Here is a 13,491-nt window from a genome sequence, read left to right on the forward strand (position 1 = left end):
CACCATGCGAAATAATCTTTTGCTGACTTCAATTTTTGCTGCCGCAGCACTGTTTACCGTTGCCGGTTGTTCATCTAATCAGGCGGTGAAAACCACCGATGGCAAAACCATCGTCACCGACGGTAAACCGCAGGTGGATGATGATACCGGTCTGGTGTCGTATGAAAATGCGGAAACCGGGCAGACTGAGCAGATCAATCGCGATCAGGTTAAATCCATGGGTGAACTGGATAACTGATAAAAAAATGCAGTGGCCGAGGCCACTGCATTTTTCATTGCGGAAGGAAAAGGAATTACCAGCGGTGATTTAACAGGATATGACCGCCATAAGCGTCGTAGCTGTTTTCGCCCCATTCGCCGCTCGCGCGCAGGGAGATCATCGTGGTTTCATTCAGCTTGCCGGTAATGCCCAGCTCCAGCTGACCGCGATCTTCTGGCGTATCATTACTGAACGCTTCGCCGTTAAAGGCGATATCGTTTTGTCCAGCGCCTTTCAGCCAGTTTACCGCCACATAAGGCTGCCAGGCCTGTACATCTTTCTGATTGAAGTAGCTGGTTTTCACGCCCAGACGTCCCAGAACGCCGTCTTTATCGAGGGTAGAAACACGTACGCCATCGGCGTCAGTGTGGTTTTCCTGATCGAGATAGCTATAGATGGCCTGGATCTGCGGTTCAATTTTCCAGGTTCTTTCGTTTTCTGAGTTAACAACCCAGGCGTGACCCGCTTCCAGCGAGGCGGCAAAGCCCTGGCTATTATAGGACTCGTTGTCGCGACCGTCGCTTCTCAGCTTGTTGTGATACCAGCCTAAAGAGGCCCAGCTGTCGATATAGCTGCCCTTACGCAGCTGCTGATCTTCCTGCCAGGTGGCGTATACGCCGACGTTCACCCCGTCCACTTTACCGTGTGCAGAGCGCTTGCTGCCGGTAGAGGTGGAATCCGTTTTGGCCTGACCAGCACCGAACATCACCCCGCTATGCAGCACCCCGGTGTCCATCTTCTTGCTGATAAAATCAGTGCCGACCTGCATGACGTACTGGGTGGTGTCATAGTTAACTTTGCCGCCCGCCACGTTATTTTCATGATAGCGACCTTTGACGTACATCCAGGTATTGAGATCCTCTTCATTACGCAGCGTCAGCTGATCGCGATCGTCGCGTTTATGCAGGAACATGTCCTGGGCAGCGAGATAGTTACCTAAATAGGCGCCCACTTCAGGTGCGAGGTTGGCCGGAGCCGGAGCCGGTGTTGGGTCTGGCGTTGGGTCCGGCGTTGGATCCGGCGTTGGGTCTGGTGTTGGATCCGGCGTTGGGTCCGGAGTTGGATCTGGCGTTGGATCTGGTGTAGGCGCAGGCGTAGTATCTACAGATTCCAGGTACCAGTTACCATCGGTGTGCTGGTTCAGGCTATATTCCCATGCCCCGACCACGACCGGTCTGGAGAGAGAAAACGCGGCATCGGAGTTGCCACCCACGCTCACCACCTGCATGCCGTTGACGGTTTGCGCACCCATCCCGCCGATATTTGAGATACGAATACCAGATTCACCGGCACTGTTGCCCGTGATGGTCAGGTGGTCGGTCGCAGAGTTGTCATCGCCCACCACGCTGTTCATGGCGATCAGGCTGCCGCTTACGCCGGTATAGTCACCGTTAATGGTGAAATCGTTGCCGACGCTGTCATTCAACCCGGCGATCTGCAGCGTGCCGCTGTTGGTCACGTTTCCGTTAATAGCGTTAACGGTAGAGGAGGTGGACGCGCTGTTTCCCTGCACGGCATTCCATGACGCCAGTACGCCGCCGCTGAGGATATCAACGTTGTTGTTAACGGTACCTGCGCTGGCGAAGGTTGCGCCATCCTGAATGGTTACGGTGGCGGTGTTGCCTGCGCCACCCAGGGTTGCCCCTTCAGCGACCAGGGTGGTGCCGCTGCGCAGCAGGGTATTACCGGTATAGCTGTTGTTGCCGGTCAGGGTTAACAGGTTAGCGTCGACTTTCTCTACTTTGCCAGTGCCAGTGATATCAGACGCGAAGGTGGAATCAGAGCCCTGATTAAAGATAAAGGTGCCGTTATTGGCGACGGTGCCGGTCAGCGAGCCGGTGTTGGTGCCGTCGCCCAGCTGCAATGTGGCGTTACTGGCAACGAGGGTATTTCCGGCGCCATTTTTTACGTCGCCAGCGAGAGTCAGTTTACCTTTGTTGACCTTAATGGAATCACCCGTACCAATCACATCGACATTACCCGTCAGAGCCCACTCTGTACCGTTCATGTTCAGGGAAGCAAAACCATCACCTTCATTCAAACCGCGGAAGTTGCTGTCTTCGGAACCCTGGCCATTTAAAGTCAATGTATTTGTTTTTGAATTGGTGGAAATAACATCGCCATCAAGTGAAGACCCGGTTTTCAGCGTCAAGGTATTGGTCTGAGTGCTTTCAAAAGTGATTGCACTTTGTGCACCCTTTATCAGACCAGAGTTAATAAACTGAATACTGTGATTATCGGTTACGATGACACCATTTTTCGCACCTTCGATTGTTCCGCTATTCTCAGCGTTACTGTTACCTGTATTACTGAGCTTGACACCATGATCGGCAGTGCCAGTCATATGACCATTATTAACGAGCAAGATAGTATTATCGGCTGAGAATGCCGTTTTACCTTCTATCATTCCTGTTTTGGTATTCTCGAGGGTAATACTGCCTGCATCTCTCCCAATCTTAATGCCAGTTTCTGCACCACTAATTGTGCCGGCGTTGTTTATTTGGCCGCCCATCTTATCGATATCAATCCCGTTGGCGGCGGTGGATTTTATCAACGCATTTTGGTTATTATTGAGCGTAAGTCGTTGTCCACCCGTTTGGATAAACATTCCATCGCCCTCGCCAGTAATCTGCCCGTTGTTTTCGATACTGACAACATCACCGCCAAAGACATTGACAGAAGGACCTGTAGTGGTAGGGGAAATAGTTACACCTTCAACGATAATGTACTTATCATCTGCTTCGAAATTCAGTACTTTTTCTGTAGAACCACTGATTGTCGTTTCTGCGGACACCATTAATGGCGTAAATACCATCAGCGCAGACAACGCCGGAAAAATCGCTTTTAGCGATTTTGTCGTTCTGTTTAATTCTGGAGTTTTGTTTTTCATTTTCACATCCATTTTGTGATTAAAGGATGTGCATTTTAGAGAGGGGGTAATTTTTTGTAAATCACCGGTTTTTAAGATAATATTTATTTTTCTGGTTTAATCATTTGATTTTTGTTGTTTTTTAACACGGCGATAAATTTTAAATTATAGATTTAATTCAGTTTAACCATAATAATTTTACATTTTATGTGGTGATTAATTATATTTTTAAATATCATATTTTTTTATTATGGATTTAATAATTACAATAGATTTTGACGCAAAAGCATTTATCAATCTTTGCGGTTAAGGCCAGCACCGGTACAGAGCCCTTCAAACGCCTCGCTTTCCTGTCTACACTGACTGTCACAACCAGATAGTCGTTCAACCAGGTAATCATGATCCTCATTATTTACGCCCATCCTTACCCGCATCATTCCCATGCGAATAAACGGATGCTCGATCAGGTCAAGACGCTGGAGGGCGTGGAGATCCGCTCGCTCTACCAGCTCTATCCGGACTTTAATATTGATATCGCCGCCGAGCAGGAGGCGATCGCCAGAGCTGATTTGATCGTCTGGCAACATCCGATGCAGTGGTACAGCACACCGCCGTTGCTGAAGCTGTGGATCGATAAAGTGTTCTCTCACGGCTGGGCATACGGCCATAACGGTAGGGCGCTGAAGGGCAAAAGTCTGCTCTGGGCAGTGACCACCGGTGGCGGTGAAAGCCATTTTGATATCGGCTCCTTCCCCGGTTTTGAGGTGCTGGCGCAGCCCCTGCAGGCCACCGCGCTCTATTGCGGGCTGAACTGGCTCCCGCCGTTTGCCATGCACTGCACGTTCGTTTGCGATGACGAAACCCTTCAGGCGCAGGCGCGTCACTATAAACAACGGTTACTCGACTGGCAGGAGGCGCACCATGGATAGCCATACGCTGATTCAGGCGCTGATCTATTTGGGCGCCGCGGCGCTGATTGTGCCCGTTGCGGTACGTCTTGGACTGGGCTCGGTGTTGGGCTATCTGATTGCCGGGTGCGTCATTGGTCCCTGGGGATTCCGGCTGGTCACCGATGCCGAGTCGATTCTGCACTTCGCTGAAATCGGCGTGGTACTGATGCTGTTTGTTATCGGCCTGGAGCTGGATCCGCGTCGCCTGTGGAAGCTGCGAGCGTCGGTATTTGGCGGCGGGGCGTTGCAGATGCTCGCCTGCGGTTTGCTGCTGGGTGGGTTCTGTATCCTGCTGGGCATGGACTGGAAAGTGGCGGAGCTGATCGGCATGACGCTGGCCCTCTCGTCCACGGCGATCGCCATGCAGGCCATGAATGAGCGCAACCTGACGGTTTCGCAGATGGGGCGCAGCGCCTTCTCGGTGTTGTTGTTCCAGGATATTGCCGCCATTCCGCTGGTGGCAATGATCCCGCTGCTGGCCACCTCCGGGGCGTCCACGACCCTGGGCGCGTTTGCCCTCTCGGCATTAAAAGTGGCCGGGGCGCTGACCCTGGTAGTGCTGCTGGGCCGCTACGTCAGCCGCCCTTTACTGCGCTTTGTCGCACGTTCCGGCCTGCGTGAAGTGTTCAGTGCCGTGGCCCTGTTCCTGGTCTTTGGTTTTGGCCTGATGCTGGAAGAGGCCGGGCTCTCTATGGCGATGGGGGCGTTTCTGGCAGGCGTTCTGCTGGCGAGCTCCGAGTATCGCCACGCGCTGGAAAGCGACATCGAACCCTTTAAGGGCCTGCTGTTGGGGCTGTTTTTCATCGGCGTGGGGATGTCCGTTGACTTCGGGACGCTGGTGACCCATCCGCTGCGCATCGCCATCCTGCTGGTGGGTTTCCTGGCCATTAAAATGACCATGCTCTGGCTGGTGGCTCGCCCGTTGAAGGTTCCCGCTAAACAGCGTCGCTGGTTTGCGGTGCTGCTGGGGCAGGGGAGCGAGTTCGCGTTCGTGGTTTTTGGCGCGGCGAACATGGCTAACGTGCTCGATCCTGAATGGGCGAAAGCGCTAACGCTGGCGGTAGCGCTGTCGATGGCGGTAACACCGCTGCTGCTGGTGGTGTTGACGCGTCTGGAGGCAGCCGACAGTGGTCAGGAGCACGAGGCAGATGAAATTGATGAGGAACAACCGCGCGTGATCATCGCCGGGTTTGGTCGCTTCGGCCAGATTGCAGGCCGTTTGCTGCTCTCCAGCGGCGTGAAGATGGTTATCCTCGATCACGATCCGGACCACGTTGAAACCTTGCGTAAGTTTGATATGAAGGTCTTTTATGGCGATGCCACGCGGGTTGATCTGCTGGAGTCCGCCGGGGCGCAGAAGGCCGAAGTATTGATCAACGCGATAGACGATCCGAAGAACAGCCTGCAGCTGGCGGAACTGGCAAAGAGGCATTTCCCGCATCTGAAAATCATCTCCCGCGCACGCGATGTCGATCACTACATCCAGCTCCGCCAGATGGGTATCGACGCACCGGAGCGTGAAACCTTCGAAGGTGCGCTTAAGTCCGGTCGGCTGGCGCTGGAGAGCCTCGGCCTCGGTGCTTATGAGGCCCGTGAGCGCGCCGATCTGTTCCGCCGGTTTAATACGGAAATGGTTGAGGAGATGGCGGCGATGGTTGAAAACGATGCTACGTCGCGCGCGGCGGTGGTTAAACGTACCAGCGCCATGCTGACGGAGATCATCAATGAAGACCGAAATCACCTCTCGCTGACCCAGCGTCATGGCTGGCAGGGAACGGAAGAGGGTAAGCATACCGGCGATCCGCAGGATGAGCCGGAGAGCAAACCTGTAGTGTGAAGAGGGGTTGCCAGCAAATATAAAAAATTTCCTGTTCTTTACTCTGCCGCCAGTCGACGAAAGATTAAGCTTTCCGTATAGTGGCGGCAATTTTTTGCATCCGGGAAATAATCAATGATCAGTCTGATTGCGGCGCTTGCGGTAGATCGCGTGATTGGTATGGAAAACGCCATGCCGTGGAATCTGCCTGCCGATCTCGCGTGGTTTAAACGTACAACGTTGAACAAGCCGGTAGTAATGGGTCGCCTGACCTGGGAGTCAATCGGGCGCCCGTTGCCGGGCCGTAAAAACATCGTAATAAGCAGCCAGCCCGGCACCGATGATCGTGTCGAGTGGGTTAAATCCGTTGACGAAGCCATTGCTGCCTGCGGCGATGCTGAAGAGATAATGGTCATTGGCGGGGGGCGTGTTTATGAGCAATTCCTGCCGAAAGCGCAGAAATTATATCTGACCCATATTGATGCAGAAGTGGAAGGGGACACCCATTTCCCGGACTACGATCCTGACGAGTGGGAATCGGTATTTAGCGAATTCCACGACGCTGACGCGCAAAATTCGCATAGCTACTGCTTCGAGATCCTTGAACGCCGCTAATCTGTTACTGCACCTTTCCAGCCCGGAGAGGTGCAGTTCTCTTCTACGATGCGACTGCTTCGTTCTCACCTAAGTCCTGGTGCCGGTTCGAAGGCTGCATAAAGTACGCTTTATCTTCCCAGCGCAGGCAGGTAAGTTCACCGCCCCAGCAGCAACCCGTATCCAGCCCATAAATGCCTTCAGGCGTGCCTTTCCCTTCCAGCGATGCCCAGTGTCCAAAGATCACGCTGTACTGGTCCGTCACCGGACCGGGGATAGCGAACCAGGGTTTGAGCGGAGTGGGCGCATTTTCCGGCACATCCTTACAGTACATATCCAGCTGACCGTTCGGGAAACAGTAGCGCATGCGGGTAAAGGCGTTCGTAATAAAACGCAGGCGCGCAACGCCGCTAAGATCTGTGCTCCAGTTATTGGGCATGTCGCCATACATGGCATCCAGGAAAAACGGGTAGGAGTCGCTGGCGAGCACCGCTTCAACGTCACGGGCGCACTCTTTTGCGGTTTGCAGATCCCACTGCGGAGTAATACCCGCGTGCGCCATAACCAGTTTCTTCTCTTCGTCGATCTGCAGCAGCGGCAGGCGACGCAGCCAGTTAATCAGCTCATCGGCGTCAGGCGCATCCAGCAACGGGGTGATCCTGTCTTTCGGTTTATTACGGCTGATCCCGGCATAGACGGCCAGCAGATGCAGGTCGTGGTTACCAAGGACGATCCGTACGCTGTCACCCAGTGATTTAACATAGCGCAGCACTTCCAGCGAGCCAGGACCGCGGGCAACCAGATCGCCCGTTAGCCACAGCGTGTCTGTACCGGGGGTAAAATCCACCTGCTTTAACAATGCGATCAGTTCATCGTAGCAACCGTGAACGTCGCCAATGAGATATGTAGACATGTTTAGTGAATGAGTGTTGGTACAGCCAGACGGAAAACAGGAATGGCAATGCGGAATGCATTACCCTCGGCATCGACCATTTCATAATGGCCCTGCATGGTACCCAGCGGCGTTTCGATGACCGCACCGCTGGTGTACTGATACTCTTCGCCGGGCGCGATGTGCGGCTGTTCACCCACAACACCTTCGCCCTGCACTTCAATTTCACGACCATTGCCGTTGGTGATAAGCCAGTAACGCCCCAGCAGCTGCACAGGGGTTCGCCCGAGATTGCGAATGGTCACGGTGTAAGCAAAAACAAAACGTTCTTCATCCGGCGTGGATTGAGACTCAATATAAAGGCTTTGCACCTGAACACATACGCGGGGCGAATTAATCATGGCTTAGCTCTCCTTCGGCGGCGCTTTTTCACTGATGTAATTAGCCAGCTTGCAGTACTGTTCTACGGAAATGTTCTCCGCACGCATTGCCGGGTCGATACCCAACTCGGCTAACACTTCAACGGTAAACAGATTGCCAAGGCTGTTACGAATCGTTTTACGGCGCTGGTTAAAGGCTTCGGTGGTGATACGGCTCAGCACGCGCAGATCTTTGACCGGATACGGCTTCGTTTTATGCGGCACCAGGCGCACAACCGCAGAGTCAACTTTCGGCGGCGGCGTAAACGCAGATGGCGGTACTTCGAGTACCGGGATCACGTTACAGTAATACTGTGCCATCACGCTTAAACGACCATACGCTTTACTGTTCGGCCCTGCAACCAGTCGATTGACGACCTCTTTTTGCAACATAAAGTGCATGTCGGCAATGGCATCAGTATAGCTAAACAGGTGGAACATCAGCGGCGTGGAGATGTTATACGGCAGGTTGCCGAAAACGCGCAGCGGCTGACCCATTTTCTCCGACAGTTCGCCGAAGTTCATGGTCATGGCATCCTGCTGATAAATCGTCAGCTTTGGCCCAAGGAACGGGTGCGTCTGCAGGCGCGCTGCCAGATCGCGGTCCAGTTCGATGACGGTCAGTTCATCGAGGCGCTCGCCAACCGGTTCAGTCAGTGCCGCCAGACCCGGCCCGATCTCGACCATCGCCTGGCCTTTTTGTGGATTAATAGCCGAAACAATACTTTCGATCACGAACTGATCGTTGAGGAAGTTTTGCCCGAAACGTTTACGGGCTAAATGGCCCTGGTGGACGCGATTATTCATTGAGTATTAACAATCATTTTGATGGCGAGATTAAGCGCCGTAATAAAACTGCCGACATCTGCTTTTCCCTGGCCTGCCAAATCAAGCGCAGTACCATGGTCAACAGAAGTACGAATAAAGGGTAAACCGAGGGTGATATTCACCCCGCGGCCAAAGCCCTGGTATTTTAGCACGGGAAGGCCCTGATCGTGGTACATCGCCAGCACGGCGTCAGCATTCCCGAGATATTTCGGCTGGAAAAGGGTATCCGCAGGCAGCGGCCCGCTGAGATGCATCCCCTGCGCACGCATCTCGTCCAGTACCGGAATGATGGTGTCGATCTCTTCCATTCCCATATGTCCGCCTTCGCCCGCGTGCGGATTCAGGCCACATACCAGCACATGCGGATCGGCTATACCGAATTTGGTGCGTAGGTCGTGATGCAGAATGGCGATGACGTCACGCAGCAGATCCGGCGTAATGGCCTCGGAAACGGCTTTGATCGGCAGGTGCGTAGTGGCCAGAGCAACCCGCAGCTCCTCGGTGGCCAGCATCATCACCACTTTAGGGCTGTGCGAACGTTCTTCAAAAAATTCGGTATGACCGGTAAAGGCCACGCCGGCATCGTTGATCACCCCTTTATGAACGGGGCCTGTGATCAGCGCGGCAAATTCCCCGCTCAGACAGCCATCGCAGGCGCGCGCCAGGGTCTCCACCACATAATGGCCATTCTCAGTGCTTAGTTGTCCTGGGATAACCGGGGCACGAAGCGGAATGGGTAACAGCGTTAAGGTACCCGCTTGCTGGGGGAGGGGGGCGTTCTCTGCCTGATACGGCAGAAGCGTGAGCGGCAGGTTAAGCTGCTGCGCCCGCGCTTTGAGTACGCTGGCATCGGCACAGACAACCAGTTCGACCGGCCAGCTGCGCTGGGCAAGCTGGACGACCAGGTCGGGACCAATCCCGGCGGGTTCGCCGGGAGTGATGACAACACGATGCGTTTTCATTAGTTGCTCAGAACTTTGACGTAGGCGCTGGCGCGTTGCTCCTGCATCCATGTCGCGGCTTCTTCAGAGAACTTACGGTTGAACAGCATGCGATATGCGCGATCCTTTTGCGCCGCATCGGTTTTATCCACATTGCGGGTGTCCAGCAGCTCGATCAGGTGCCAGCCAAAGGTAGAGTGAACCGGTTCGCTCAGCTGACCTTTGTTCATTTTCATCAGCGCATCGCGGAAGGCCGGATCGTAAATATCCGCTGCCGCCCAGCCCAGATCGCCGCCCTGATTCGCTGAACCCGGATCCTGTGAGAACTCTTTCGCCGCGTTAGCGAAGGAGGTTTTACCGCTGCGGATGTCAGCGGCAATCTGCTGCAGTTTCGCCCGCGCCTGATCGTCAGTCATCAGCGGGGAAGGTTTCAGCAGAATGTGACGGGCATGCACTTCAGTAACCGAGATGCTCTGGCTCTGGCCGCGCAGATCGTTCACTTTCAGAATGTGGAAGCCAACGCCGGAACGGATTGGGCCCACGATATCGCCTTTTTTCGCCGTGCTCAGCGCCTGGGCAAAGATTGATGGCAGCTCCTGGATACGACCCCAGCCCATCTGGCCGCCTTTCAGCGCCTGCTGGTCAGCTGAATAGGTGATTGCCAGCTTACCGAAATCACCGCCGTTACGCGCCTGATCGACGATAGAGCGGGCCTGGCTTTCCGCCTCGGCGACCTGGTCAGAGGAGGGGTTTTCTGACAGCGGGATCAGGATGTGGCTCAGGTTCAGTTCGGTGCTGGCATCGTTCTGATTACCGACCTGTTTGGCCAGGGTCTCCACTTCCTGCGGCAGGATGGTGACGCGACGACGCACTTCGTTATTACGCACTTCTGAAATCAGCATCTCTTTGCGGATCTGATTACGGTAGGTGGAATAGCTGATGCCGTCATAGGCCAGACGGCTGCGCATCTGGTCGGTGGACATATTGTTCTGCTTCGCTATGTTGGCGATAGCCTGATCGAGCTGCTCATCAGAGATCTTCACACCCATCTTCTGACCCATCTGCAGAACGATCTGATCCATGATCAGACGTTCAAGGATCTGATGACGCAACGTGGAATCATCCGGAAGTTGCTGACCTGCCTGACCCGCGTTGAGCTTCACAGACTGCATTAAACCATCAACGTCGCTCTCAAGTACCACACCGTTGTTCACAACGGCAGCGACTTTGTCGACAACCTGTGGGGCCGCGAAGCTGGTATTCGCGACCATAGCGATACCGAGCAGCAGCGTTTTCCAGTTCTTCATACTTTTTCCATATCAATTAACCGCAAAGCGGATTACGTGTTAAATCAAGTACATCATAAGGAACTACGGTACGGCAGAATCGGTGAGCGCAGCATCTGCTGAGTACCCAGACCATAGTTGGAGCTCAGGCCACGCAGCTCGATGTTAAAGCCGATGACGTTATCGTATTCACTCTGCCCTTTGTCAGGATCCCAGCCATTCAGCTTACGCTCATAACCAACGCGGATCGCGTAACAGCAGGAGTTGTACTGCAGACCCAGCATCTGATCCGCTGACTTACTCTGATTGGTGTCAAAGTAGTATGCCCCCACAACTGACCAGCGATCGGCAATTGGCCAGCTTGCCGTGCCACCCACCTGCGAAATGCCTTCTTTGTACTGTTCGGCCGTCGAGAAGTTAGGTAACGTTGCCTGGATATACTCCGGGCTGGCATAACGGTAGCTCAGCTGAACCATACGGTCTTCGTCACGACGATACTCTACGGTTGCACTGCTGGTAGCAATGTTATCCAGACGCGTATCGTACTGCAGACCGCCACGCAGCCCCCAGCGATCCGTCATGCGCCAGTAGGTATCTCCCGCCCAGACCAGAGAGCCGGTTTTGTCGTCTTTCTCCCAGTTGATGTAGTCATCGCCAGTACGCGATTCGGTGAAATAGTAGATTTGACCAATGGAAGCATTAAAACGTTCAACCGCAGCATCATCAAATACGCGAGTTGTGACACCGGTTGTGACCTGGTTAGCTGAGGCAATGCGGTCCAGACCACCGTAAGTACGGTCGCGGAACAGGCCGCTATAGTCGGATTGCAGCAGGGAAGAGTCGTAGTTATTGATATTACTCTGATCGCGATACGGCACGTACAGGTACTGCGCGCGCGGCTCCAGCGTCTGGGTCCAACCCTCGCTCCAGTTCATGTCGCGCTCGAAGATGAGCTTACCGTCCATTTTGAACTGCGGCAGCGTACGGTTAACGGACTCTTCCAGATGGGTGCCGTTATTCGCGTTGTACGTCTCCAGATTATCCTGCTGATAGTGGGTCGCCATCAGCTTCACTTCGGTATCCAGGCTCGCCCAGTCGTTGGATACCGGCAGGTTTATGGTCGGCTCAAGGTGAATACGCGTCGCTTCCGGCATGTCGGAGTTGGTGTTCACGAAATGCACGGCCTGGCCGTAAATGCGGGTATCAAAGGGCCCCACGTCATTCTGGTACCAGTTGACGTCCAGCTGTGGTTCCGCACCGTAGGTGCTGGCGTTCTGGCTGCTGAACACCTGGAACTGACGGGTCGATACGGTGGCATCAAAGTTTTTGACCGCATAACCTGCGCTGAAGATCTGCGTGGCGTAGCCGTCGGTACTGGAACCGTATTTCGAGGTAAAGTCGTTAAAATAGTAAGGATCGCTGACCTTGGTGTAGTTGACGTTAAAACGCCACACCTGATCCATTACCCCGGCATGTTGCCAGTAGTATAACCAGCGGTGTTTATCGCCTTCCGTTGGGTGTTCATCCTGGAAGACCTTATCGGACGGCAGATAGTCCAGCTCCATCAGACCTTCACCCGCCTGCGTCAGGTAGCGGAACTCGTTCTCCCACATGATGTTGCCGCGCTTGTGGATATAGTGCGGCGTGATCGTGGCGTCCATGTTGGGCGCGATGTTCCAGTAGTACGGCAGGTAGAACTCAAAATAGTTTGAGGTGCTGTACTTGGCGTTCGGGATCAGGAAGCCGGAGCGACGTTTATCGCCCACGGGCAATTGCAGATACGGGCTGTAGAAGACCGGCACCGGGCCGAGCTTAAAGCGGGCGTTCCAGATCTCCGCCACCTGCTCTTCGCGGTCGTGGATCACTTCGCTACCGACCACGCTCCAGGTATCCGAGCCAGGCAGGCAGGAGGTAAAGGTCCCGTTCTCCAGAATGGTGTAGCGGTTTTCACCGCGCTGTTTCATCAGATCGGCTTTACCGCGCCCCTGACGGCCTACCATCTGGTAATCACCTTCCCAGACGTTAGTGTCCTTGGTATTCAGGTTTGACCAGGCTTTCGGACCTTTCAGGATGACCTGATTATCGTCATAGTGCACATTACCCAGCGCATCCACCGTTCGTACCGGTTCAGCTGCGCCTTCTGGCTGTTTCTGGTGCAACTGAACTTCATCGGCCTGCAAGCGGCTGTTGCCCTGGTTAATATCCACATTACCGCTAAACACGGCGTCGTCAGGATAGTTCCCTTTCGCGTTGTCAGCGGTGATGGTAACCGGTAGCGTGTTCGTATCACCCTGAACCAGCGGGCGATCATAGCTGGGAATACCCAGCATACATTGCGAGGCGAGATCGGCTGCCAGACCCTGTTGACTATACAGAGCCGTAGCTATCATCGTGGCCAGGAGGGTGGGGATACGTTTTTTCATACGTTTTATTTATTGTTCCGTCATCAGTGGCTTATCGCTGGCAAACGGTCAGAGACTATCTTACTCATCATCACAGTGCTAGCGTTAATCCTGCCCGTAAACGCGCCGTGGTGATAGGCGCGTTATTGAATGACGAGTATGATAATGCAAATTATAGGCGATGTCCTTCACTTGACCGTGGCCAGGCCAACGGAATGATGGCGTTGCGCGGGTC

The 13,491-nt window shown here is 54.1% G+C and carries 11 protein-coding genes; 4 read left to right on the forward strand and 7 right to left on the reverse strand.

Annotation, left to right across the window (positions count from 1 at the left end):
• Nucleotides 1-4: 4 nt before the first annotated feature.
• A complete protein-coding gene (locus NB069_RS03310) occupies nt 5-238 on the forward strand; it encodes a YgdI/YgdR family lipoprotein (protein ID WP_250587771.1) in 234 nt (77 codons plus the stop codon).
• Nucleotides 239-293: 55 nt separating this feature from the next.
• Here NB069_RS03310 and NB069_RS03315 read toward each other — a convergent pair whose 3' ends face one another.
• Nucleotides 294-2,345, reverse strand: a complete 2,052-nt coding sequence (locus NB069_RS03315; protein WP_434543602.1) for an autotransporter outer membrane beta-barrel domain-containing protein — start codon at nt 2,343-2,345, stop codon at nt 294-296.
• 1,181 nt (nt 2,346-3,526) lie between these two features.
• Between NB069_RS03315 and kefF the strand changes: the two genes are divergently transcribed.
• From kefF to folA, 3 genes are all read left to right on the forward strand, one after another.
• Nucleotides 3,527-4,057, forward strand: coding sequence for a glutathione-regulated potassium-efflux system oxidoreductase KefF (gene kefF / locus NB069_RS03320; protein WP_250587773.1), 531 nt, complete (start codon nt 3,527-3,529; stop codon nt 4,055-4,057).
• On the forward strand, nt 4,050-5,915 hold the full coding sequence (gene kefC / locus NB069_RS03325; RefSeq protein WP_250587774.1) for a glutathione-regulated potassium-efflux system protein KefC: 1,866 nt from the start codon (nt 4,050-4,052) through the stop codon (nt 5,913-5,915). Before kefF ends, kefC begins: the two co-directional genes overlap by 8 nt.
• Nucleotides 5,916-6,029: 114 nt before the next feature.
• Nucleotides 6,030-6,509 carry a type 3 dihydrofolate reductase gene (folA, locus tag NB069_RS03330; RefSeq protein WP_006173915.1) on the forward strand — a complete coding sequence of 160 codons (480 nt, stop codon included), beginning with the start codon at nt 6,030-6,032 and terminating at the stop codon, nt 6,507-6,509.
• Nucleotides 6,510-6,552: 43 nt separating this feature from the next.
• On the opposite strand, the gene apaH is transcribed toward folA, so the two are convergent.
• The 6 genes from apaH to lptD are packed head-to-tail and all read right to left on the reverse strand — an operon-like array spanning nt 6,553 to nt 13,277.
• Nucleotides 6,553-7,401, reverse strand: a complete 849-nt coding sequence (gene apaH, locus NB069_RS03335) for a bis(5'-nucleosyl)-tetraphosphatase (symmetrical) ApaH (RefSeq protein WP_250587775.1) — start codon at nt 7,399-7,401, stop codon at nt 6,553-6,555.
• Nucleotides 7,402-7,403: 2 nt separating this feature from the next.
• Complete coding sequence (gene apaG, locus NB069_RS03340; RefSeq protein WP_039030409.1) at nt 7,404-7,781, reverse strand: Co2+/Mg2+ efflux protein ApaG; 378 nt, start codon at nt 7,779-7,781, stop codon at nt 7,404-7,406.
• A gap of 3 nt (nt 7,782-7,784) precedes the next feature.
• Nucleotides 7,785-8,606, reverse strand: coding sequence for a 16S rRNA (adenine(1518)-N(6)/adenine(1519)-N(6))-dimethyltransferase RsmA (gene rsmA / locus NB069_RS03345; protein WP_250587776.1), 822 nt, complete (start codon nt 8,604-8,606; stop codon nt 7,785-7,787).
• Nucleotides 8,603-9,589, reverse strand: a complete 987-nt coding sequence (gene pdxA, locus NB069_RS03350) for a 4-hydroxythreonine-4-phosphate dehydrogenase PdxA (RefSeq protein WP_250587777.1) — start codon at nt 9,587-9,589, stop codon at nt 8,603-8,605. Before pdxA ends, rsmA begins: the two co-directional genes overlap by 4 nt.
• Complete coding sequence (gene surA / locus NB069_RS03355) at nt 9,589-10,875, reverse strand: peptidylprolyl isomerase SurA (protein ID WP_250587778.1); 1,287 nt, start codon at nt 10,873-10,875, stop codon at nt 9,589-9,591. The genes pdxA and surA overlap by 1 nt, the downstream gene beginning before the upstream one ends.
• A 53-nt stretch (nt 10,876-10,928) precedes the next feature.
• Nucleotides 10,929-13,277, reverse strand: a complete 2,349-nt coding sequence (gene lptD, locus NB069_RS03360) for an LPS assembly protein LptD (RefSeq protein WP_250587779.1) — start codon at nt 13,275-13,277, stop codon at nt 10,929-10,931.
• Between the last annotated feature and the right edge of the window lie 214 nt (nt 13,278-13,491).

It is taken from the genome of Leclercia adecarboxylata (assembly GCF_023639785.1).
Taxonomy (GTDB): domain Bacteria; phylum Pseudomonadota; class Gammaproteobacteria; order Enterobacterales; family Enterobacteriaceae; genus Enterobacter; species Enterobacter adecarboxylatus_D.